Source organism: Flavobacterium sp. DSR2-3-3, assembly GCF_049896585.1.
Lineage (GTDB): Bacteria > Bacteroidota > Bacteroidia > Flavobacteriales > Flavobacteriaceae > Flavobacterium.
The window spans coordinates 551,061-574,115 of the sequence record NZ_JAFCUP010000001.1; the positions used below are offsets into that span (position 1 = coordinate 551,061).

The following is a 23,055-nucleotide window of genomic DNA, read 5'->3' on the forward strand; positions in this document are numbered from 1 at the left end:
AGATACAGAAAAGTGTTGCATGAATAAACATTTTAAACTGATTTTAAAACTAATAAATGAAACGTTACTCATTAATTACTTGTAATTAATTGGGAAATATAAATTAAAAATAGATGAAAAATAAAAAACCAGATAATGTTGTATACTCTGTTGAAAAAGGTTTTAATGCCAGTGTACTGCCTTACGCTACAAATGTTGGAGCCCCGGTAATCAGGGTTGATGATGTGGTTTCTTGGAAAAGTAGAGGGATTGACAATGTAAATAAAGAGCTTGGAAATAAGTTTAACGAACTCAAACTGCAATATCAAAAGTTGATGCAAGAATACGAGTGGAATGAATTAGTGTACAGTGCTAAATTTTCATTTGAACCCGTTATTGGTGAAATTTATCATTTGTACAGAGATGCCGCAGGCGTAAATTTTCTATCATTGATAGGACCTGATGAATGGAACAAGGAACATATTGGCACCTTTAAACTCAACAGTGATAAAAAATGGATTCTGCTGAACGCACAAGATCCGCATCTCTATTAAATTAAAATAATCGAGATTATTTGAGGTTAAAGCGTTTATTAGTATTTCTAAGAGCAGAATTGATTTACAAAAATTATAGTAAACTAATCGTGTTGCCTTGTTTGCGTTTTCCTTCCGAGTTTTAATTTTTATTTAAGATTAGGAATAGATTTAAACGGTTCTTTTTTTAATCGTATTTTTATCCGGGTTTTAATATAAGAAACTATGGAAGAAATTTTACGAAAACAAATTGAGAAAATTGTACTACTAGAGGATGATGAATTTCAATTCGTACTGTCTTATTTTTTGGTTGGTAACTATAAAAAACATCAATACATTGTGCAGCAGGGGAATCCTGTTCCATACGTTCATTTTGTTGTAAAAGGGCTTATGAAATCTTTTTATATCGACAAATCGGGCAAGAGCCATATCCTTCAATTTGCCAAGGAAGACTGGTGGATTACTGATAATGAAGGTTTTTATAATGAACAGAATGCCACACTCAATATAGATTGCTTAGAAGACGCACAAACTTATTATATCACGCTTGAAAACAGAGAAAAATTGTGTGCCGAATTACCGAAAATGGAATTCTTCTTTTTGCAAAAAATGACTGCCGGAAATATTGCGCTTCAAAACCGAATTCTGTCTTTGATGAGCAAAAACTCAGAGGAACGATACATGCAGTTTATCCAATTATACCCGGATTTGATACACCGCATTCCTAAAACTTTAATAGCATCCTATCTGGGAATTTCAAGAGAAACTTTGAGCCGTTTGTCGCATTAACGTGATATAGGTCACAAATTATCTGTGACTTATGTCCTTTGTAACTTATGGAATATTTTCGAATTTTGTAATTCATAAAATTTTAAAACAGAAACATGGAAAATATAGCGTTAGTAGTTGGAGCGACCGGAATAACGGGTAGCAATCTCGCAGGAAAACTTATTGCTAAAGGCTGGACTACTTTTGGTTTAGCCAGAAACCCGCGAAAAGACATAGAAAACCTTCAGCCTGTTGCTGCAGATCTTTTAGATTTGCAAAATTTAAAAGCAGCGTTAAAAAACATTTCTCCCACGCACATTTACATTACAACTTGGATGCGTCAGGATTCTGAAGCCGAAAACATTCGGGTAAATAGTTTGATGATCAGGAACCTTCTCGAGGTATTATCTCCTAAAAAATCAGTACAACATGTGGCGCTAGTTACAGGACTGAAACATTATCTTGGGCCATTTGAGGCCTACGCCAAAGAAGGATTTCTGCCGGAAACGCCACTGAGGGAAGAGCAACCGCGTCTCAATTTGGATAATTTTTATTACGCACAAGAAGATGAGGTTTATGCCGCTGCAGGACGAGATGGTTTTACATGGAGCATCCACCGCCCGCATACGATTATAGGAAAAGCGGTAGGAAACTTAATGAATCTTGGCACTACGCTCGCGGTGTTCGCCAGTATTTGCAGAGAAACAGGCAAACCGTTTCAGTGGCCGGGTTCAGAAGCACAATGGAATGGACTTTCAGATGTTACCGATGCCAGAGTTTTGGCGGAACATTTAATATGGGCTTCGACTACTGAATCGGCTCGTAACGAAGCATTCAATGTGGTAAATGGTGATTTTTTTCGCTGGAAATGGCTTTGGAAAAAACTAGCGGAATCGTTTGGAATTGAAGCAGTAGGTTTTGATGATACAATTCATACTCTTGAAGAACAAATGAAACATGAAGCTCCAGTTTGGAAAAAAATCGCCACACAATATGCTCTTGAAGAGTCTGATTTAAACAAATTGGCTTCTCCGTGGCACACTGATCTTGACTTGGGACGTCCCATAGAAGTAATGACGGATATGTCTAAAAGTCGCAAACTCGGCTTTACCGTTTTTCAACGTACCGAAGATTCCTTTTACGATTTGTTTGCACAGCTTCGTACTGACCGACTGATTCCATAGTTATCGTAAAATAGCATGCATAAAAATAGGGGTCGCAAGATATATTTCTTGAAACCCCTGTTTTATTTGTATTTTTCTTTGAATTGGCCGTAGCCACTTTTTCAATATTTACACATCTATTGCATCATAAACCAAGACCTTTTTCCATAAATGAGAACAGTTCTTTACGAAGTCTTGATGAATGGGATGATCCTGGTATATTTTTTGCCCGGCTTCATCATCAAAAAACATAAGTTCTGAAACATCCCAAGAGGTGTCTACAACTTCCCGTTTCTCAGTTGAAGCTAGAACCCCAACATGAATTTGACGAATCGCTGGAATTCCCGATAAGGTTTTCAAACCAGAAATTAATTGCTGTTTATCAGCCTCGGATTGTGGGTTCTTTAACCAAAAAAACACATGATGCAACAATGATTTTTTCTTTGGACGTATTGCAAAGCCCATAATACCAGCAACTCCAAGTAAAGTTGCGAAACCAATAAATCTTCTACGTATCATCAATTTATTTTTTTAAAAGGTAAATATCGAACTTTAAAAAAGAAAAATAACACTTTTTATCTGTTTGAATAGAGTAGTATTATTTTATAGGAGGCATTCTACCTTGGTCGTTTTGATCTACTTTAAGATCATTAATTTTAATCTTTTTCTTTTTAACGACATCGAAGATCTTAAAATCAAAATTGTAATTGTATGTAACTCCAAAGTATTAATTGGAGATTTTAATCTAATGTTTTGGCGGCAGCCTGTGTACTTGCATTCTATTCAAATTTTAAAATTTTATAAATGACGATGTCAAGTTAATCTCCAATGGTGCCTTTGTGTTCTAAAATTGTTTTTTGATTTTAAAGAATACTAAATTAAAAACGGGACCAGCGCCTTACGGTATTTTTTAGAAGAATTTAGAAACACAAAAACTTCCTAATACGTTTTATTTTTTAATTCAAGTATAGTGGTCACAACGCAGAATATTATTTTTATAAGCCACTTATGAATTGGTTTAAGTTGTGTAATTCAGCTGGATTTAAAGTTTCCGATTAAGTTCCATTTTCAAAACAAATTTACTGAATCAAAAAACTCATTTGCAATCTCGGAAAATTATTTAATAAAAAGCCAGTTGAAAAAGAGGTTATCAATAGGGAATTTAGTTATTTTATAGGCAATCATTGAGATAATTTCAAAAACACTGCAAATGAAAATAATTGATAAGCTCGCTTGGATTGAAATTAAAAACAATAAAATTCTATCTACAAAATCTTTTGGCAAAGATAAATATTATATTCCTGGAGGTAAAAGAGAAAATTTTGAGAGTGACGAACAGGCGTTATGTCGTGAAATAAAAGAAGAATTAAGCGTAGTGTTAATCCCAGATACCCTAAAATTTATTGGAGTATTTCAAGCACACGCTCACGGGCATTCTGAAGACACGATTGTCAAAATGACTTGTTATGCTGCAAGTTATAATGGTTTGCTAAAAGTGGATTCAGAAATCGAAGAAATGATATGGTTAACTTATTCTGATAAAGGTAAAATATCAGCGGTGGATAAGTTAATTTTTGATTTTTTGAAAGAACGCAATATGTTGGAATAAACAATTATATAGAAAATAAATAGGAGTTCTAATGTGAAACCACACTTTTTTAAAACAAAAAAAGACCTTACATCACTGTAAAGTCTTTTTAAAAAGCTCCCTCTCTTGGGCTCGAACCAAGGACCCTCTGATTAACAGTCAGATGCTCTAACCAACTGAGCTAAGAAGGAAACTGTATGTTTTTATTCTGATGCTGAATGAACGTTTTATATGCTTATTTGTGCGGTGTGTTTCACTTGTAAAGCGGTGCAAAGATAGGCTATCATTTGGTTTGTGCAAATAAAAATCAAACTTTTTTTATTTTTTTTTACTTCCCTACAATTGCCTTGTATATATCATTTCCGTTAGCAAATAATAACAGTGTTATAAGTAATACGAAACCAACCATTTGCGCGTTTTCTAGGAATTTGTCACTTGGTTTTTTACCGCTGATGATTTCATATAATAAAAACATAACGTGTCCACCATCAAGTGCCGGGATAGGCAATAAGTTCATTACACCAAGCATTATCGATAATAAAGCAGTGATATTCCAGAAAACTTGCCAGCTCCATGTATTAGGAAAAATATTGTAAATAGCGGCAAAACCACCTACTTCTTTATAAGCTTCGGTTTTAGGATTGAAAATGGTTTTAAGTTGGTTACCGTATTCAACTAATCCATCTACACCAATATTAATTCCGATTGGAATAGATTCAATAAAGCCAAATTGTTGACGATTGATCTTGTACAGATTCAATTTTTCGATATTAGAATAAGGTAATCTTGAAGGATAAGCAATCCCTAATTTAGATTTGTTGTCGAATTTTACAGTTGTCTGAATAATTTGCCCATTTCTTTTTAGAGTAACAGAAACTGTTTTTCCGTTAAAGTTTTTAAACTGTGATATAGCTTGGTCAGCATATTTTACAGGAACTCCATTAAAGTGAGTTATGATATCTTTAGATTTTAAAGTTTTAAAATTTTGAGAACTTTTATCTATGTCACTTATTATAAACGGGATTCTCATTTCGACCAAAGTACGTTTTGCTCCGGAATTACTTATCTGATTGATAATATTTATAGGGAAATTAACGATTTTTGTTTCGTTATTTCTTTCTACAGTAACTTCTCTTGCCAGAAATAAATTTTTAGAGATATCGTCATAGCGATCGATTTTCTTTCCGTTTATAGAAAGAATTTTATCGCCAGTTTGGATGCCTGCCTTTTCAATAGCCTGATTGGTTACCCAAATTCCATCTTTCAAATCCTCATTAGCAATATAAGTATCACCATAAGCAAATGCCATTCCAATGTATATAATGAAAGCCAAAATGAAGTTGACGGTAACTCCTCCCAACATAATAATCAGACGTTGCCAAGCCGGTTTAGAACGAAATTCCCATGGTTGCGGTGGCAAAGCCATTTGTTCCTTGTCCATACTCTCGTCAATCATTCCCGAAATTTTAACATAACCGCCCAAAGGCAGCCACCCGATACCGTATTCGGTTTCGCCAATTTTCTTTTTGATAAGGGAATATTTAACATCAAAAAACAAATAAAATTTTTCGACTCTGGTTTTAAACAATTTAGCAGGAATGAAATGTCCTAATTCGTGAAGTATAATCAGTAATGATAAGCTCAATAAAAATTGAGAAAGCTTGATAACTATGTCCATTTTTTAATTTTAGTTCTTTTTACAACTCACAAAAGTAAGGTTTTCTATTTGTTTATTTTACAATAATTGTTCCATACCATTTTAAATATTTGTTAATTAATGTAAATTGAATTCTAAGTTTGATTTGGGAATCTTAACTTTACTTTTTAGAAATGAGTATTTCTTGTTTCTTTCACTTTTAAAATAAATTTATGTCGTCAAAATTATTTTCTCCTCTTCAAATAAAAAGCATAACGCTAAAAAATAGAATTACAATTTCGCCGATGTGCCAATATTCTGCTCAAGATGGTTTTGCCAATGATTGGCATCTCGTACATCTTGGAAGTCGTGCCATTGGCGGTGCGGGATTAATCATTCAGGAAGCGACTTCTGTTTCTGCTGAAGGCCGAATTTCTCCCGAGGATTTGGGACTTTGGAAAGACGAGCAAATTGAAAAAATGCAGCAAATTAATCAATTTATAATCAGTCATAAATCGGTTCCCGGAATCCAATTGGCTCATGCCGGAAGAAAAGCAAGTGCCGCGTCACCCTGGAACGGAGGCCGAAAACTAGACGAAACCCAAGGCGGCTGGGATACCGTAGCGCCAAGTGCAGTTCCGTATCATCATACTGAAAAATTGCCTGTTGCATTAGATGAAGCAGGAATTCAAAAAGTAGTTTCCGACTTTAAATCAGCCACTAAAAGAGCACTTCAAGCAGGTTTCCAAGTGATGGAAATTCATGCGGCGCACGGGTATTTGTTGCATCAGTTTCTTTCGCCATTATCTAATTTTAGAACCGATGCATATGGCGGAACTTTCGAAAACCGAATCCGTTTGACTCTCGAAGTAGTCGAATCCGTTCAATCCGAATGGCCGGAAAACTTACCTTTATTCGTTAGAATATCTGCTACAGACTGGGCGGAAGGCGGCTGGAACTTAGAGGAATCAGTACAGCTTTCGAAAATATTAAAAGAAAAAAGAGTCGATTTAATCGATGTTTCTTCAGGAGGATTAGTCTCGCACCAACAAATTTCGTTAGCTCCAAATTACCAAGTTCCTTTTGCGGAAAACATAAAAAAGGAAACTGGAATTCCAACTGGAGCCGTAGGTTTAATTACTGATGCCGTTCAAGCGGAGGAAATTGTCGCTTCAGGGAAGGCAGATTTAGTGTTATTTGCCAGAGAATCACTTAGAAATCCGTATCTGGGATTGACATTCGCCCTTGATTTAAAAGCAGATGTCAAATGGCCAGAACAATACGAAAGAGCTAAAATTTAATGAAATCCAATCACGAATTTCACGAATTGGCACTAATTATTGGGATTGAATTTCAAAGGTAGAATTTCAGAGTTAGCCATTTCACCCAATTCTTCTATGAACTTATATGATTTATTTGTTTAAAAACGCACACTCTACTGATCTGAAAAATATGATATGCAAAAAATAAAAACAGTATTGCTCTCTTATGGCATGTCCGGAAAAGTATTTCATGCTCCTTTTTTGAATTTTCATCCAGGATTTGAGTTGCTTGGTTCTTGGGAGCGAAGCAAGAAATTAATTCATCAGGATTTTCCTATGGTAAAAAGTTACGCCACTATGGAAGAGTTGTTGGAAGATGATGTTGATTTGGTGATCGTTAATACGCCGGTGAATACGCATTATGAATATGCAAAACAGGTCCTTTTGGCAGGAAAACACGCTCTTGTCGAAAAAGCATTTACCACAACAGTTGCCCAAGCGCAGGAATTAGCGGCTATCGCCAAAGAAAAAGGGCTAAAGCTCGCCGTTTTCCAAAACAGAAGATGGGACAGCGATTTCAAAACCGTTCAAAAAATTATTTCGGATAATGTGCTGGGCGAAATTGTCGAAGCCGAATTCCATTTTGACCGTTATAATCCTATTTTAAGTCCAAAGCAACACAAAGAATCCGCCAATTCTGGTGCTGGAATTTTAAAGGATTTAGGGCCTCATTTAATTGATCAGGCGTTGTGTTTATTTGGTTTACCACAATCGGTTTTTGCCGATATTCGCATCACGCGGGAACATTCGTTAGTAGATGATTACATTGATGTTTTACTGTATTATTCCAATTTCCGTGTCCGACTCAAAGCTGGATTTTTTGTGCGCGAAGCCATTCCGGCGTATGTTATTCATGGAAAAAAAGGTTCTTTCCTAAAACTGCGTGGTGATGTACAGGAAGACGAATTGAAAGCAGGAAATAAGCCAAATTTAGAAACGTGGGGAACGGAATCCATTGAAAAACGGGGACTTTTGCACACTGAAATTAATGGAGAAATTATTCAGGAAATTATATCCACACTTCAAGGGAATTATTATGATTTTTTTGACGGAATTTATCATTCGATTGTAAATGACTTAACCGAACCGGTGACGGCTCAAGATGGTCTATATGTAATGCAAATTATTGAAGCTGCAATCCAAAGCAGTGCGCAGAAAAAAGTAATTGATCTATAAAATCTGCCGGGAATTCACTGATTTTTTACAAGGTTAAAAAAATTAGTAAATTCCCGGTAATTACTTTTTATAAACAATAACGTTGTATTTTTCTTCAAATGTGTTGTTTTTACACAATTAATGATTGCTTTTTGTAATTTTGACCCAATAAATGCTAAAATAAATCACTTTGATAGATTTAAACTTTTTAGGAAGGTCAAAAACGAAAGCCAAACTTAAGAAAACATATACAGAAGCGAAGGTTTCTTATTTGAACCGAATTCGTTGGGCGGTTTCCATGTTTTATTTTGGCATGGGTTTGTGTTTTGCCACTTGGGCCAGCCGAATTCCGGATATTAAAACCGATTTACACCTCAGCGAAGGGGATTTAGGAAGTATTTTATTCGCTTTGCCATTGGGTCAATTAGTAATTATGCCGTTTTCGGGAAAATTAGTTACTCGTTTTGGCAGCCACAGAATTTTGATATTCGCGCTTTCATTATATGTTCTTAGTATGACAAATTTAGGTTTGGCTGCGGCGGCTTGGCAATTGTCATTGGGATTATTCGTATTTGGAATCTTTGGAAATCTATCTAATATTGCCGTAAACACACAAGGCGTTTACACCGAAGTGTTGTTCAAAAAAACCATTATGTCGTCTTTTCATGGAATGTGGAGCTTTGCCGGATTTATGGGAGCATTAGTAGGACTAGGAATGCTTACTTTTAAGATGACACCTTACGTTCACTTTCTCATTGTTGCCGGAATCGTGTTTTTGATGATGGCGTTCAACTATAAATTTTTAATAAAAGCGAAAGAAACCATCAAAGCCGAAAAGAAAAAACTTTTTTCAAAACCTGACAGTGCACTGATTTGGTTGGGAATAATCGGATTTTGTTGTATGGCAAGTGAAGGCGTAATGTTCGACTGGAGCGGTGTTTATTTCAAAGATGTCATCAAAGCGCCCGGACCATTAGTTATTCTGGGATATACTTCTTTTATGATTATGATGGCTGGCGGACGTTTCTTAGGAGATGGTTTTATTCGCAAATTTGGACGAAAAACGGTCTTACAAATCAGCGGAATTATGATATCAGCAGGGCTTTTTACAGCCGTATTCTTCCCGTTTGTCATTCCCGCAACCATTGCGTTTATGTTTGTCGGATTGGGAGTTTCCACTATAGTACCCACAGTTTATAGTGTTGCCGGAAAAACCCCGAACGTGTCTCCCAGTGTGGCGTTGACTACAGTTTCAAGCGTCAGTTTCCTAGGTTTTCTTATGGGTCCGCCAATTATCGGGTACATTGCGGAGCTATCAAGCCTGCGATTTTCATTCGCATTCATCGGTATTTTTGGAATTCTTATCTCCTTAATGGTGTCCCGAATCAAAGCAATCGAGTAAATAGAAGTATTTAGGAGCACTACATTTCGTTTTTATAAAAACACATCCTCCCGCTGTTCGCAGTATCCACGCCCAAAAACGTGGGATACTTGCTGCCATCGGGGCTATTAAATTCGTTTATATTTTTTAAGAACTTTTCCAAAAAACAGTTTTAAAAACGGATTATAAAAAATATCTTACTTGAAAATCAATATGTTAGTATTTTTTTAATACATTTAACATTAGAATTCTTTCAAGTAATATTTCAATTTAATGCTGCACACAAAATACCACTTAATTGGCAGTATCGTATTTAAGGTTTATACCACTTTTTCCAAAATTCAGTTTTAATTATTTAACGTCATCCCATTTCGGATAATGTTGTCATGTTTGTAGTTCAACCGTTGCATGTGATTGTAACGATTGAACTACTTATTGGATTTTCAGCTTTTAAAATATAAACTATCATCCGTTGCATCTATGAATAAATTTTACGTTGCATTTTTCTTTATTGTTCATATTGGATGTAGTGTTGCACAAAACAACACAGGATTTTTTGGAAAAGTCGTGGATTCAAAAACCCAAAAGCCATTGGGGTTTGTGGTGATAAGTATTCAAAATACTACCTTGATGCAACTCACTAAAGACGATGGTAATTTCAGTTTTGATACTGTTCCCGCAGGAAATATTTTGGTTCTGGTGCACAGTCAGGGTTTCAAAGATGGGTTGTATCCTGTAGAAATTACCGAAGAACAAATGTTGGATTTAGGAACCATAACTTTAGAAGAAGACCAATCCACGGAACAACAAAACAGTATTATAACCCTTATCGAAAGTGATTTTGGTGAGGACAACAGTAGTTCCGAAAGTACTTCCGGACTTTTACAATCATCCCGGGATGCTTTTTTGCAGGCCGCCGCTTTCAACTGGGGACAAGCTCGTTTTAGAGTTCGCGGATTAGACAGCGAGCATTCCACGATGATGATTAATGGCGTTTCCATGAATAAAATTTATGATGGAAGACCGCAGTGGGGCGAATGGGGCGGATTAAATGATGCGCTCCGCAATCAGGAATTCACCCTTGGAACTGCTCCTTCGGATTATACGTTTGGCGGAATTTTAGGAACGCAGGAAATCACTACGCGGGCTTCTATTTACAGACCCGGTTCCCGAATTTCTTTTTCATCAGCAAACACTAATTATCGTTGGCGCACGATGGCAACGCATGCTTCCGGAATGAATTCCCGTGGATGGGCTTTTGTCGTTTCAGCAGGAAAGCGCTGGGCACAGGAAGGCTATTTTGAAGGAACAAATTATGATGCAAATTCTTTTTTTATAAGTCTCGAAAAAAAGTTAAGCGAGAGGCATTCGTTGAATCTGACGGCGCTGTATACGCCCAATTCCAGAGCCAAAAATTCTCCAAACACAGCTTAGGTTACGCAATTGACGAACGTAAAATACAGTTCCTATTGGGGTTTTCAAGACGGTAAAAAAAGAAATGCTCGCATAAAAACGATTGAAGAACCCGCGATAATGCTGAATCATTATTTTAAAATCAATGATAAAACCAATCTGAATTCGAGTGTGATATATCAATTTGGGAAAATTGCCAACAGCAACATCGATTATCAAAATGCGAATAGCCCTGATCCCACGTATTACAGAAAAATGCCCAGTTATTACAGCTCGCTATACGCACCGGATAACGGAGAATTTTCGGGAGCATTTACTCCAGATTATGAAAATGCGGAGAAAAGTAAAACGGGATTTTTAGCCCATTCGCAAATCGATTGGACGGCTTTGTACCAAGCCAATCAAAATTCAGTTTTGGATGCTAATGGAACAATTACGGGATATGAACCTACAAAAAGTAAATATGTATTATACGAAGATCAAGTAGAAGATCAAACAGCGGTGGCCACAACAAATTTGAGTGCCCAACTATCCGAGAATATTTTTTTGAATGCCGGAGCATCTTTCAAAAAACTAAAATCGCATAATTCACAAAAATTGTTGGACTTACTTGGCGGTTCTTATTTTGAAGATATTGATGCTTTTTATAGCGGGAATCAATCCCAGTCGGATTTAAATAATCCAGACCGGCAAGTGGTCGTTGGAGATACGTATGGATACAATTATAATTATTGTGCCAATACTTTAGAAGCGTTTACGCAATTTAAATTCACCTACAGTAAAGTGGATTTTTATCTGGCGCAAAATTTTTCAAGGGCAGATTATCAACGGGAAGGTTTGTACAAAAACGGAATCTATGAAACCAATTCCTTCGGGAAAAGCGAAAAAGTAGCGTTTGAAAACTTTGGCTTTAAAGCCGGATTTAATTTGAAAATTTCCGGAAAACAGTTAGTAACTTTTAACGCGGCACATTTGACCAAAGCACCCTCATTAAGAAATACTTTTGCTAATTCCCGTTTGAATAATTCGATTGTAGACGGAATTGAGAGCGAGAATATCAGCAGTTTGGACGCCAACTATATCTATCGTTCTCCAAAATTAAAAGCCCGACTAACAGCCTATTATTCCTTAATTAAAAATGCGACTCAAATTTCCTTTTTCTATGCCGAAGGAATTTTTGATGACGGCGCAGGTTATTTAAACACCGATGCTTTTGTGAGCCAAACATTAACGCAACTAAACAAGAAGAATGTGGGTGCCGAATTTAGTTTGGAATACCAATTGACACAAACATTTAAAACCACTTTTTCAGCGGCTTTTGGGGAATACATTTTTGATAGTAATCCAAGAGTGACTTTGACAAACGATGCTGAAGCAACTCCAGAAAATACCAGTCCGATTTTTGATTTTGGAACTGCTGCACTCAAAAATTACAAGCAAGCGGGGATGCCACAACGCGCATATTCAGCGGGAATGGAATACCGCGATCCAAAATATTGGTGGATTAGCGCAAATGTAAATTACCTCACCAACAGTTATATTGATATCTCACCCATTTCCAGAACTGAGATATTTTATAAAAATCCCGCAAGTGGTTTTAATTTTCCGGAAGCAACGGAAGAACGGGCAGTAGTGCTATTAAAACAAGAAAAATTTGACCCAACCATGTTACTCAATTTTGTGGGTGGAAAATCATGGCGCATCTATGGTAAAAATGTTGGAGTTTTTGCCAGTATCAATAATGTGCTTGATGTAACCTATAAAACAGGCGGTTATGAACAAGCCCGAAATGCAAATTTCAGACAAATTAATCAGGATGTTTCCAGCGGCACGCCTTCTTTTGGGCCAAAATATTTTTACGGATACGGCAGAACGTATTTTGTAAATCTTTATATCAATCTATAAATTATAGTATATGAAATCAATATTCTACAAAACCTTTCTATTTTTACTGATGATAATCACATTTGGTAGTTGCGTGACAGATGAAGTTGTGGCTCCAAAACTAGTTTGTACACAACAGGATTTAGTTACAAATAAAACAGTGAGCGAAGTTCATGCGGTTGCAAATGCCATTGTAACGCAATACAAATACGATGATGTCATCGAGGCGTATGTGGTTTCCAGCGATGAATCGGGGAATTTTTTTAAGTCGATTTCCTTTCAGACTTTGGCAACAGCCACTACACCAGCCATAGGATTTAGCGTTCCTGTGGATGCTACAAATTTGTATATTGATTATAAATTGGGCAATAAAGTATACATAAAGTTGAAAAACCAATACACGGATATTTCGTTCGGTGGCATGCGCATCGGAAGTATTTTTGTGAATTCCTATAATGAAGGCGGAGTAGGACGGCTTTCGCAAAATGAATATAAAAAAGTGCTGAATGCATCTTGTACAAACGTAAAGGAAGAGGTTCTTGTTCGGTCATTAATCATGTCGGAATTGCTGAACGATGCTAATTTGAATACTTTGGTCGAATTGTCTGACGTTCAATTTTCAGCCGAAGCTGTAAGTCGACACTATTTTGAAGAAGTCAATAACGTGGGCGGCGCTACCAATTGGGGTTTAATAGATAAATTAGGCAATAAAGTGTATTTTAGGACCAGTAGTTTCTCTGATTTTGCGAGTAAAATAGTTCCGCAAGGTAGCGGAAAAGTAAGGGGAATTTTGACGAAATACGGAACGGATTACCAATTATTGCCCCGTTCCGAAAAAGACGTTGCAATGATTGGAACTCGACTGGTTCCTTTCTTCATTGAAAATTTTGAAACCGTGGTTGATAAATCGAAATTAAGTCTTCCGGGTTGGTCCAATTTGGTGCAGAAAGGAACACTTTTCTGGAAAGGCACCGTTTTTTCTGGAAATGGATACGCCGAATTTAATATTTCGGGAACTAAAGTTATTTCAAATGTAGCGTGGCTAATTTCGCCAAAAATAGATATGGAGGTTCACACGAAAGAAGTTTTATCTTTTAGATCGGCTCAACATCATTTAGACGTTGATTCCCAATTAAATTCTTTGGAAGTATATGTTTCCGGTAATTTTGATGGATTGAATTTTGCTACAGCAACTTGGGTTCCGTTAGCCGTTAATTTGCCCAAGCAAGCCACACCTTGGTATCAATTTGTAGGAAGTGGCGCAGTAGATTTATCTTCATATAAAGGTAAAATTAACATTGCTTTTAAATATACCGGTTCTGGGAAAAATCTAGCTTTGGATGGTGCTTTTCAAGTAGATGACGTTCAGGTTTTTGGTATTAAATGATTTTTATAAAAGGCTTTGCTTGAATTACTATATTTGCAGCCTTAACATTTAAATTAAATTATGAAATCTACTTTATTAGCATTAGTTTCTTTATTATTTGTTTCTTGTTTATCGGATAATGAAGCATCTAAACCTGTTGATTACACCGTTCAAAATGAAAAAGAAATCGTGGATTATATTGCCAAAAATAAATTGACTGCCACAAAAACCGATTCAGGTTTGTATTATGTGGTTAATGAAGCGGGAACTGGTGTTCAACCAACAGCTTCATCTAACGTAACGGTAGCGTACAAAGGGTATTTTACTAATGGAAATGTTTTTGATGAGAGTAAAGCCGAAGGTATTTCTTTCGGATTAAATCAAGTTATAAAAGGCTGGACAGAAGGCATTCCCTTTTTTAAAGAAGGTGGAAACGGAGTTCTATTAATTCCTTCCCATTTGGGTTATGGAAGCAACGGTAGCGGACCCATTCCAGGAGGCTCTGTTCTTGTTTTCAATGTTAAACTGATTAAAGTAAATTAGTTCAAGAGAAAGATAAAACTAAAAAAGGCTGTCTAGATCTTCTAGGCAGCCTTTTCTGTTTTATGAATTTATGTGGTAGAATGAATTAATATACACGGATTATTATTATGAACTCGTTGGGTGTAATTAAAGAAAATTTCAATTAATCTTTAATAAAAAATTTGAACCGCATAGAAACATAGAAAAAAAGAGTAAGATAGCCTAATTCTTGGGTTCACATAGCTATGGTTTTCTCTAAAAAAGTGAAACGCCATACGGAACTTTAAAATCTATATTTCTAGCAGGTTAAAAAATTAAACAAATTGAATTACACCCAACGGGTTATTATTATTTGATTTCAACGATGCTTATCGCATAACCTCCACCCGGAACACTGAGTTGTGCTAGTTTTGATTTGTTAGTCACTGTCATTTTGCGAATAGTATACGCTTGTGGATTGGTTTTATAATGCGCATCTTTTGCATCAGCATAAATCGTAGCCGTATATTTTTTTCCTTTTTCTAAGAAATCAAATTTGATGGTTGAGGTTCGAGACGTATCGCCATTTACATTACCAATGAACCAATTGTTAGTCACTTTTGCTTTACGAGCCACAGTAACGTATTGTCCTGGTTCTGCTTCAAGGTATTTGCTGTCCGTCCAATCTACTGCTACATCTTTGATAAACTGAAAAGCATCCGGAAAGCGATCGTAATTTTCCGGTGTATCGGCTGCCATTTGCAACGGGCTGTACATCGTTACGTACAATGCCAATTGATTTGCAATCGTGCTGTTGACATGAGAATTATTATCTGGATTCAATTTGCTTAAATCCATTTCAAAAATTCCCGGCGTATAATCCATCGGTCCGCCCACTAAACGGGTAAAAGGCAGTACCGTTACGTGATTTGGTTTAGATCCGCCAAAAGATTGATATTCTGTTCCTCTTGCGGCTTCGTTACCAATTAAATTGGGATACGTTCTGGAAATACCAGTTGGACGAACCGCCTCGTGCGCATTCACCATAATTTTATAATCTGCTGCCTTTTCTATTGCGTATTGAAAGTGGTTGTTCATAAATTGATTATAGTGATTTCCACCGTTTTCAATGATAGAACCAACATAGCCACTTTTTACGGCATCATAACCGTTGTCTTTCATAAACTGATACGCTTTATCCATGTGGCGCTCGTAGTTGCGCACAGAACCAGAAGTCTCGTGGTGCATAATCATTTTAATGCCTTTTGATTTGGCGTATTCATGTAAACCTTTGACATCAAAATCCGGATACGGCGTCAGGAAATCAAAAACATAATCTTTGGAGTGTCCAAACCAGTCTTCCCAACCTTCATTCCAGCCTTCGACTAAAACGGCATCAAAACCGTGTTTAGCTGCAAAATCAATGTATTTTTTGACATTGCTGTTGTTTGCGCCATGCTTTCCATTTGGTTTTGCTTTTGAAAAATCAGTAACGCCAAGTTGTACCGTTGGAAACTCATCCGTGTATGCCCAAGAACTTTTTCCAGTAATCATTTCCCACCAGACACCCACATATTTTAACGGTTTTATCCATGAAGTATCTTCAATTTTAGAGGGTTCATTCAAGTTCAAAGTTATTTTTGAAGCTAGAATTTCTCTTGCGTCATCACTAACAATTATCGTGCGCCAAGGCGAATGATTTGGGGCTTGCATGTATCCTTTATCGCCTTTGGCATCTGGTGTCAACCAGGATTCAAAAACCATAGTTGCATCATCTAGATTCAAATGCATGCAAGAATAATTAATTAATGCCGCTTCATGTAAATTAATATACAAATTATCCGCTGTTTTTAGCATTAGCGAAGTCTGAACTCCTGTTGTAGAAAACGACTTTTGCGAAACATTTGTGGTAGTTGCTTTTTCTGATAAACCTCTAATTTCTGACAATTTTGAGGTTGTATAATCGTATTCTTGAGTGTCATAATCGCCTGGAATCCAAAAAGCAGTATGATCGCCTGTCATGGCAAATTGAGTTCTTTCTTCTTTGATTATAAAATAAGTAAGGTTTTTTTGTGAAGGAAATTCATAATGAAATCCTAAACCATCGTCAAACAAACGAAAGCGAATAACAATTTGTCTCTCGGTTTCTTTTTGATTTAAGGTTACTGCTAATTCGTTATAATGATTCCGAATGAAGGCAACTTCACCCCAAACTGGTTTCCAATTTTCATCGAAAGTTGCTGTTTTGGTATCAATAACAATAAAATCATTTAATAGTGATTTTTTGTCATTTTTTAATTCAAGACCCAATTTGCTCTGTTTGATAACTGCTTTGCCTTTGTAATTTAAACTGTAACTTGGAGTTCCGTCATTTAGTAATATAAACTCCATTACAAATTTGCCATTTGGGGATTTTAACTGCTGCGATTTTGCAGGGCTAAAAAACGCTAGCCATAGTAAGGTTGTGAAAAGTAATTGTTTCATTTTATAAAATATAAATTAATAATTAATCCAAGGTTGGAAATAGCATTCGGATATTTTTTTTAAGAAATCGAATTATTGAAAAACGCAACTGTTTTAATTTAAATTCCGATAGTGCGAAAGCAAAAGTAACCTCTTTATTGTTTATTTCACTCTCTTTTCAGTCGAATAAAATTTGAAATGATGTACTGTTTTGTTCAATTTAAATAATAGCGAGTCAAAATTATTGCTAAAGACTGTTTTCAAATGACGTAATTTATTAAAACAGAATTAGTATTTAATGTAAGCAAGTCAAAAACAATAATTTTAAAAATAACCGCAAATTCTCCAAATTTTTTAGCTACTAATTACCCAAATTTTTACTATTTTTTTATCAAATGTTGATTCGTGGCAAAATATTTTTTTGGAAATAATCACTATGTCCCGCTGATAAAACAGTTGAGGCAGATACTCACAGATTATTTAACGCCAAGAGAAAAATCCGTTTAATCTATGCTAATCTGTGGCAAATCTTTTCTCGTTTTAAAGTAAAATCGTAGCTTCATCTGTAGAAATCTGTAGCTGAATTTATTTGATTCGCGGCAAAACATTTCATTAGTCTAATTTTTGGTTCGACCGAAAACTATCATTATTTACGGCTTCTAATTTTTTATAAACCCATAACTTCATAAGTACAAAGCAAATCATTAAATTTGTAGCTTATTCAAAGACATGTTAGAAAAAGAAGTAATAAATTTCGAAAAAACGGCTATAGTTGGTATCGTAACTCAAAACCAAAGTGAAGAAAAACTCCGTGAATATCTTGACGAATTGGAGTTTTTGACTTTTACCGCAGGAGGTGAAGTGGTGAAACGTTTTTCGCAAAAAATGGAACGTCCAAATCCCAAGACTTTTGTGGGAACAGGAAAAATTGAAGAGATTCATCTTTTTGTAAAAGAGAATGATATTTCGACTTTGGTGTTTGATGATGAATTATCGCCTTCACAGCAAAAAAATATATCTAAAATCATTACAGAATGTAAAATTTTAGACAGAACACACCTTATTCTTGATATTTTTGCGCAACGTGCCGAAACTTCGTATGCGAGAACGCAAGTAGAATTAGCGCAGTGCCAATATTTATTACCAAGACTTTCCGGAATGTGGACGCACCTTGAGCGTCAAAAAGGAGGAATTGGAATGCGTGGACCCGGCGAAACGGAGATTGAAACCGACAGACGTATTGTGCGTGACCGAATCGCATTATTGAAAGAAAAAATAAAAAGTATCGACAAGCAAATGGGAACACAACGCGGCAATCGTGGCGCGATGGTTCGTGTGGCTTTAGTGGGATATACTAATGTTGGGAAATCAACCTTGATGAATGCCGTAGGGAAAAGTGATGTTTTTGTTGAGAACAAACTTTTTGCCACTTTGGACACCACCGTTCGAAAAGTGGTCATCAAGAACCTGCCTTTCTTGCTTTCGGATACTGTAGGATTTATCAGGAAATTGCCAACACAACTGGTTGATTCGTTCAAAAGTACACTGGATGAAGTTCGCGAAGCTGATTTGTTATTGCACGTTGTTGATATTTCGCATCCTGAATTTGAAGATCATATTGCATCCGTAAACCAAACGTTATTGGACATCAAGGCTAATGACAAACCTGTAATTATGGTTTTCAATAAAATTGACGCTTACAAGCATTTGACCATTGATGAAGATGATTTAATGACCGAAAAAACGCCAAGGCATTATACGCTGGAAGAATGGAAATCGACTTGGATGAGCAGAGTAGGCGAGCAAAATGCTCTATTTATCTCGGCTACCAAGAAAGAAAATTTCGAGGAATTCAGAGAACGCGTTTACGAAGCGGTCCGACACATTCACATTACCCGTTTTCCGTACAATAAGTTTTTGTATCCGGATTATAAAGACGCAGTGGAAAAAGAAGAAAAAGAAGAGGAAGAAACCGAATAGTTTTTTCCAAAACATAAAATACAGCAATCCCTTTTGAAATTTTCAAGAGGGATTTTTTTTGGGCATGCCCCAGCTTTCTCTGCGTCGCAGCTGCGTCAGGCTGTTCGTTGCAATCTCCCGAAGAAAAATCGGGAGGATTTTCGCTGCCATCCTTCATGCGGATTAGCGATAACGATAATTTACAAATAAAAAGTCCAATTGATGATTTGTAAGATAATTATTAAAGTGTATATTTGAAAGTAATACGCTATGCAGTAGCGCCTAGATAAAAGTTAGTAATAATTATGAGAAAAAACGTATAATTCAATAACTTAAGATGTAAATGATAGAATATTTTTGTAAAAAATGGAAAGCTATAAAAAAAGCAAAGAATATACGTAAAATCAAAATTAAGAACAAAAATAAAATCCCGCCTTATCTTAAAAACAATAGTTTTGAAGAAGAATTAAATTATAAATTATGGTCAACTAAAGGTGCAAGATTTTCTGCAAGTCATAGAAATCATACCTTAAACAAATTATCTTCGAAATCAATTGGATATTTATCTGCATATCTTATAATTATTGGAGTCGTCAATTTGTACGATATCAATTTATTAGGTGTTGAAATATTTGATAATCAAGTTGGTTTTATTTCAACTGCTTTTTCTGTTTTAATCCTTCTCTTTAGTCAACTTGAAAGTTCTGAAAATTTTGCCTTAAAATCAGAACGACATCATAGTTGTTCATTAGATATTTCTGAACTCTACAATAGGGCAAGATTTACAAAAGACTTTACAACAAACCCTTTAACAAAACAAGGCGAACTTCTACAAATAAGTATTGAATATGATAGAATTCTAAAAAAATATGAAAATCATTTACCAATAGATTATATGAAATTTCAACTAACTAAACCAGACTATTTTGAATTAAGTTCTGCAAAGATAAAATGGATTCAGTTTAAATACTATGGCAAAGTTTATCTTGTTTACCACATATTGATATTTGGACCTTTATTGATACTAATTATAATAGCACTAAGTAAAAGTAACTATTGCTAATACACGCTAAATGCAATTTGGATTTTAGGCTTAATTGGAGTTGGTTTTGTATTTGAATGCAATGGCAAATCCGAATAATGGGCTTAATTTAATCCTAAACTGCTTTTAGGTAGGGAACTTTTATAAAATTTTATAACAACCTATCGTTAAAAATTATAAATATTATTCTTTTGATTACTATGGATAAAATATGTGTATTTTGTGGTAAAAAACCAGAAAAGAAGAATAAAGAGCATGTACTTCCTCAATGGCTATTAAAACTTACTGGCGATCCAAATAGAATTGTGACCTTTGGTCATGAAACTAACAGTGGTAAACCATTAGTATTTAATTGGAAAAATTTAACATGTCCATCATGCACGAAATGTAATGATAGGTATGCTGCCTTTGAAGCCGAAATTAGAACTTTAGTTGAAAAATTATTAAATAAAGAGGAACTAACAGGTAATGAATCAATTAAAATTTTAGACTGGTTAGATAAAGTTAGAATTGGCTTGTGGTTAAATTATTATTATTTGGAAAAAAATAAAGCATTAATAAATCCTAGACTATTTATTGATAATAGATTAGGTAAAAAAGATAGATTTTTACAAATACATTTTTTAGAATCTACAAAAAAATCAATAGGATTAAATGCTTTTGGAGTTGAAACTTTTGTATTTCAATCTAATCCATCTTGTTTTGGTTTGAGAATAAACAATATCTTATTAATAAATGGATCAAATGATTATTTAGTTTCTCAAAGTTGTGGGTTTCCATATCCTAAAAAAATGGAATTACAAGAAAATGGAATGACAATTATAGGTGATTGGGAATATAATAGAAATACACAAAAGGATATTGGCGATTTAAAATTAGACAAAGGAGTTTTAACTATTATGCAACCAATTCAAACTGGCAATGAACACACCTTTAATTTTTTTAAAGATTCATATTTAACAGAAAATTGTATAAATATAGAGAAGCAAAAAGGGACTTTATTTAGAATTGAAAATGATTTGGTAAGATCTATAAATGATTTAAATAAAAAATTGAAATATGAGTCAGTGATCAATGAAAATACAAAATATATTGGAGAATTAATTTCCAAAGTCTATGAAGGACAAAACACCTTTTTAAAAAAACAATTAATATCTACCAAAACAATTTATGCGAACTCTATTTTACTAAATGAAGTAAAATTTAATTTTTATAATGAATATCACAAAAAATGAAAACTTGGCACAACAGTCATTTTGAGCTAACTCGGGTTTAGTGGAATTACCGTTTCGTAACCAACTGGCGCTCGTTTGTCCACGTTATCTGGTGCTCGTCTGTGACGAGTACCTACTTAAACTAAAATACAAATAATAGCGTTAGCATTACGGATAGCTAAAAAAAAGCTATTTAAATCCACTAAAGAACATAAAAAAAGACCTTTAGAAATTTCTAAAGATCTTTTTTTATAAAAATGGATTTTCTTAGAAACCGTAATTAACGCCTAAACCAAATACTTCTCGTACTTGAACGGCTTGTATAGAATTGTCATCATAAATGGCTTGTACCGCTACGTTAGCCGACAAGTATTTATTGATTTTCATGATGACATTCATTTGGTAATCGATATCAACGTTTTGAGGATTATCTAAATAATTGGAGTACAAATTCAATCGGTTTTCTATAGATACATTCGTCATGATATTGAATTTATAGTATGCCGTAATACTAGCTCCAAACTCAAATCGAGTTGAATCCCCTTGCAATACTCCAAACGAAGGTCCAAATTCAGTAAAATGAGGATGAACAATAATCAGTTTTGCTGTCGCCGGAGAAAAATTGATACTCAAATTATTGCTTTTTTTCCACAGCATTCCTGGTCCCAACTGGAAATAAGCCGGAGAGAAAAAATGCGATATTTTATCATCATTTTTGTCTAATCCAGTATCCATTTGAGTCTTGAAATTAAAAAACATCGAATAGTACCATTGTCCTTTTGCTTTCTTTCCCCAAATAGAATTCAGTTCCAGACGATCGTCCGTTTTTGCAGTTTTTTGGTCTCCTTTTATTTTGGTTAAACCATACGCTAAAATAAATTTGTTATCCCAAACGATATCTTCTTTTTTATAATTGAAGTCATAATTTAGTCCAAAATTCCCCGCAATATTCGAAGTTCCCCCACCCAACCATTGCTTGTTGTATGCAGATTGATTAAAAAGCAATGAAATATTTCCTTTTTTGGTCCAAAACTTTGTAGTATCTTTTACTGTTTCTTGTGCAGAAACAGAAATCAGGACAAAAAAGAATACAAATGAAAAAGCTATTTTTTTCATGACTTTATATTTTAAATGTGGCAATTAAAGTATAAAATAAACCTTTGTTAGTCCTTTTTAAGCGCTTTGTACAATGGAACGGCAGAGCAAGCTTCACCATACATAATGCTTCGCGCAAAAGGCTGTAAATATTTGGCAGCTAAAACATAAGCCCTCATCGGAACCGGTTTTCTGGAACATCCTTTTATGATAATAGACTTGTTTTTATAAACTGAATAGTCAATTTCAGACAGTAATTGTTCATAAAGTGAAGCGTCTAAATCTTCCAAAGTTCCATTGATGATTTTCTTGGCAAAAGGTGCTAATTGAATCGCAACCAAAATGGAAGCCCAAGCCGGAACGATAGCATCGGTACTGCAATTTATTGCCACATATTGATTTTGATATTGTGTCCAATCGTGCTTTTTTAATTCCGCTCTAAAGTCTTTTTCTTTTAATAAAAATCCATCAAAAAGCCATTGCGAAATATCTATTTGTGTGCGAATCCCTGTTGGATAATAATCCTCAAGATCAAATATTACCAAAATACTATTGGCAACTTTATTTATAATTTCATCTTCCATACCATTTTT

The 23,055-nt window shown here is 35.0% G+C and carries 19 protein-coding genes and 1 tRNA gene; 14 read left to right on the forward strand and 6 right to left on the reverse strand.

All coding sequences use genetic code 11. The annotated features are described in order from the left end of the window. The first annotated feature begins 113 nt into the window (after positions 1 to 113). From ACP7AQ_RS02490 to ACP7AQ_RS02500, 3 genes are all read left to right on the forward strand, one after another. Entirely contained in the window at positions 114 to 533 is a 420-nt protein-coding gene (locus tag ACP7AQ_RS02490) for a DUF2452 domain-containing protein (RefSeq protein WP_426090607.1), read from the forward strand. A 204-nt stretch (positions 534 to 737) separates the two neighbouring features. Next, positions 738 to 1,301: a Crp/Fnr family transcriptional regulator gene (locus tag ACP7AQ_RS02495; protein ID WP_426062414.1), complete on the forward strand. Its 564-nt coding sequence runs from the start codon at positions 738 to 740 to the stop codon at positions 1,299 to 1,301. 95 nt (positions 1,302 to 1,396) lie between these two features. Beyond that, entirely contained in the window at positions 1,397 to 2,464 is a 1,068-nt protein-coding gene (locus tag ACP7AQ_RS02500) for an SDR family oxidoreductase (RefSeq protein ID WP_426094257.1), read from the forward strand. Positions 2,465 to 2,572: 108 nt separating this feature from the next. Here ACP7AQ_RS02500 and ACP7AQ_RS02505 read toward each other — a convergent pair whose 3' ends face one another. After that, a complete protein-coding gene (locus ACP7AQ_RS02505) occupies positions 2,573 to 2,962 on the reverse strand; it encodes a Dabb family protein (protein WP_426062412.1) in 390 nt (129 codons plus the stop codon). Between the two features lie 691 nt (positions 2,963 to 3,653). Here ACP7AQ_RS02505 and ACP7AQ_RS02510 point away from each other — a divergent pair. Continuing rightward, positions 3,654 to 4,052: an NUDIX hydrolase gene (locus ACP7AQ_RS02510; protein ID WP_426090611.1), complete on the forward strand. Its 399-nt coding sequence runs from the start codon at positions 3,654 to 3,656 to the stop codon at positions 4,050 to 4,052. A 96-nt stretch (positions 4,053 to 4,148) separates the two neighbouring features. Here ACP7AQ_RS02510 and ACP7AQ_RS02515 read toward each other — a convergent pair. Together ACP7AQ_RS02515 and rseP are read right to left on the reverse strand one after the other, a co-directional pair. Next, positions 4,149 to 4,222: transfer RNA gene (locus ACP7AQ_RS02515), tRNA-Asn, on the reverse strand. Between the two features lie 137 nt (positions 4,223 to 4,359). Continuing rightward, on the reverse strand, positions 4,360 to 5,709 hold the full coding sequence (gene rseP / locus ACP7AQ_RS02520; protein WP_426090612.1) for an RIP metalloprotease RseP: 1,350 nt from the start codon (positions 5,707 to 5,709) through the stop codon (positions 4,360 to 4,362). 191 nt (positions 5,710 to 5,900) lie between these two features. On the opposite strand from rseP, the gene ACP7AQ_RS02525 reads away from it, so the two are divergent. From ACP7AQ_RS02525 to ACP7AQ_RS02555, 7 genes are all read left to right on the forward strand, one after another. Beyond that, the gene (locus tag ACP7AQ_RS02525; RefSeq protein ID WP_426094258.1) at positions 5,901 to 6,968 is read left to right on the forward strand and encodes an NADH:flavin oxidoreductase/NADH oxidase; all 1,068 of its coding nucleotides are present in this window, start codon (positions 5,901 to 5,903) and stop codon (positions 6,966 to 6,968) included. A 156-nt stretch (positions 6,969 to 7,124) separates the two neighbouring features. Further along, on the forward strand, positions 7,125 to 8,165 hold the full coding sequence (locus tag ACP7AQ_RS02530) for a Gfo/Idh/MocA family oxidoreductase (RefSeq protein WP_426094259.1): 1,041 nt from the start codon (positions 7,125 to 7,127) through the stop codon (positions 8,163 to 8,165). A 169-nt stretch (positions 8,166 to 8,334) separates the two neighbouring features. Continuing rightward, positions 8,335 to 9,546, forward strand: a complete 1,212-nt coding sequence (locus ACP7AQ_RS02535; protein WP_426094260.1) for an MFS transporter — start codon at positions 8,335 to 8,337, stop codon at positions 9,544 to 9,546. 459 nt (positions 9,547 to 10,005) lie between these two features. Further along, positions 10,006 to 10,959, forward strand: a complete 954-nt coding sequence (locus ACP7AQ_RS02540) for a carboxypeptidase-like regulatory domain-containing protein (protein ID WP_426094261.1) — start codon at positions 10,006 to 10,008, stop codon at positions 10,957 to 10,959. A gap of 9 nt (positions 10,960 to 10,968) precedes the next feature. After that, positions 10,969 to 12,843 carry a hypothetical protein gene (locus tag ACP7AQ_RS02545; protein WP_426094262.1) on the forward strand — a complete coding sequence of 625 codons (1,875 nt, stop codon included), beginning with the start codon at positions 10,969 to 10,971 and terminating at the stop codon, positions 12,841 to 12,843. Between the two features lie 10 nt (positions 12,844 to 12,853). Further along, the gene (locus tag ACP7AQ_RS02550) at positions 12,854 to 14,209 is read left to right on the forward strand and encodes a DUF5689 domain-containing protein (protein ID WP_426094263.1); all 1,356 of its coding nucleotides are present in this window, start codon (positions 12,854 to 12,856) and stop codon (positions 14,207 to 14,209) included. Between the two features lie 60 nt (positions 14,210 to 14,269). Further along, positions 14,270 to 14,731 carry an FKBP-type peptidyl-prolyl cis-trans isomerase gene (locus tag ACP7AQ_RS02555; protein WP_426062404.1) on the forward strand — a complete coding sequence of 154 codons (462 nt, stop codon included), beginning with the start codon at positions 14,270 to 14,272 and terminating at the stop codon, positions 14,729 to 14,731. Positions 14,732 to 15,058: 327 nt separating this feature from the next. On the opposite strand, the gene ACP7AQ_RS02560 is transcribed toward ACP7AQ_RS02555, so the two are convergent. Continuing rightward, the gene (locus ACP7AQ_RS02560) at positions 15,059 to 17,173 is read right to left on the reverse strand and encodes a glycoside hydrolase family 97 protein (RefSeq protein WP_426094264.1); all 2,115 of its coding nucleotides are present in this window, start codon (positions 17,171 to 17,173) and stop codon (positions 15,059 to 15,061) included. A 708-nt stretch (positions 17,174 to 17,881) separates the two neighbouring features. Here ACP7AQ_RS02560 and hflX point away from each other — a divergent pair. The 3 genes from hflX (at position 17,882) to ACP7AQ_RS02575 (ending at position 21,388) form a co-directional block, all read left to right on the forward strand. Then, positions 17,882 to 19,132 carry a GTPase HflX gene (gene hflX / locus ACP7AQ_RS02565; RefSeq protein ID WP_426094265.1) on the forward strand — a complete coding sequence of 417 codons (1,251 nt, stop codon included), beginning with the start codon at positions 17,882 to 17,884 and terminating at the stop codon, positions 19,130 to 19,132. Positions 19,133 to 19,454: 322 nt separating this feature from the next. After that, complete coding sequence (locus ACP7AQ_RS02570) at positions 19,455 to 20,174, forward strand: SLATT domain-containing protein (RefSeq protein ID WP_426094266.1); 720 nt, start codon at positions 19,455 to 19,457, stop codon at positions 20,172 to 20,174. A gap of 170 nt (positions 20,175 to 20,344) precedes the next feature. Then, positions 20,345 to 21,388, forward strand: coding sequence for a hypothetical protein (locus tag ACP7AQ_RS02575; protein WP_426094267.1), 1,044 nt, complete (start codon positions 20,345 to 20,347; stop codon positions 21,386 to 21,388). Positions 21,389 to 21,634: 246 nt separating this feature from the next. Here ACP7AQ_RS02575 and ACP7AQ_RS02580 read toward each other — a convergent pair whose 3' ends face one another. Beyond that, positions 21,635 to 22,483, reverse strand: a complete 849-nt coding sequence (locus ACP7AQ_RS02580) for a DUF3078 domain-containing protein (protein ID WP_426094268.1) — start codon at positions 22,481 to 22,483, stop codon at positions 21,635 to 21,637. Positions 22,484 to 22,530: 47 nt separating this feature from the next. Then, on the reverse strand, positions 22,531 to 23,046 hold the full coding sequence (locus ACP7AQ_RS02585; RefSeq protein WP_426094269.1) for a DUF2480 family protein: 516 nt from the start codon (positions 23,044 to 23,046) through the stop codon (positions 22,531 to 22,533). Between the last annotated feature and the right edge of the window lie 9 nt (positions 23,047 to 23,055).

Excerpts from the sequence above, each read along its gene's own strand:
- ACP7AQ_RS02490 (WP_426090607.1), top strand. The coding sequence starts at position 114 with ATGAAAAATAAAAAACCAGATAATGTTGTATACTCTGTTGAAAAAGGT.
- ACP7AQ_RS02495 (WP_426062414.1), top strand. The coding sequence starts at position 738 with ATGGAAGAAATTTTACGAAAACAAATTGAGAAAATTGTACTACTAGAG.
- ACP7AQ_RS02500 (WP_426094257.1), top strand. The coding sequence starts at position 1,397 with ATGGAAAATATAGCGTTAGTAGTTGGAGCGACCGGAATAACGGGTAGC.
- ACP7AQ_RS02505 (WP_426062412.1), bottom strand. The coding sequence starts at position 2,962 with ATGATACGTAGAAGATTTATTGGTTTCGCAACTTTACTTGGAGTTGCT.
- ACP7AQ_RS02510 (WP_426090611.1), top strand. The coding sequence starts at position 3,654 with ATGAAAATAATTGATAAGCTCGCTTGGATTGAAATTAAAAACAATAAA.
- rseP (WP_426090612.1), bottom strand. The coding sequence starts at position 5,709 with ATGGACATAGTTATCAAGCTTTCTCAATTTTTATTGAGCTTATCATTA.
- ACP7AQ_RS02525 (WP_426094258.1), top strand. The coding sequence starts at position 5,901 with ATGTCGTCAAAATTATTTTCTCCTCTTCAAATAAAAAGCATAACGCTA.
- ACP7AQ_RS02530 (WP_426094259.1), top strand. The coding sequence starts at position 7,125 with ATGCAAAAAATAAAAACAGTATTGCTCTCTTATGGCATGTCCGGAAAA.
- ACP7AQ_RS02540 (WP_426094261.1), top strand. The coding sequence starts at position 10,006 with ATGAATAAATTTTACGTTGCATTTTTCTTTATTGTTCATATTGGATGT.
- ACP7AQ_RS02550 (WP_426094263.1), top strand. The coding sequence starts at position 12,854 with ATGAAATCAATATTCTACAAAACCTTTCTATTTTTACTGATGATAATC.
- ACP7AQ_RS02555 (WP_426062404.1), top strand. The coding sequence starts at position 14,270 with ATGAAATCTACTTTATTAGCATTAGTTTCTTTATTATTTGTTTCTTGT.
- ACP7AQ_RS02560 (WP_426094264.1), bottom strand. The coding sequence starts at position 17,173 with ATGAAACAATTACTTTTCACAACCTTACTATGGCTAGCGTTTTTTAGC.
- hflX (WP_426094265.1), top strand. The coding sequence starts at position 17,882 with ATGTTAGAAAAAGAAGTAATAAATTTCGAAAAAACGGCTATAGTTGGT.
- ACP7AQ_RS02570 (WP_426094266.1), top strand. The coding sequence starts at position 19,455 with ATGATAGAATATTTTTGTAAAAAATGGAAAGCTATAAAAAAAGCAAAG.
- ACP7AQ_RS02580 (WP_426094268.1), bottom strand. The coding sequence starts at position 22,483 with ATGAAAAAAATAGCTTTTTCATTTGTATTCTTTTTTGTCCTGATTTCT.
- ACP7AQ_RS02585 (WP_426094269.1), bottom strand. The coding sequence starts at position 23,046 with ATGGAAGATGAAATTATAAATAAAGTTGCCAATAGTATTTTGGTAATA.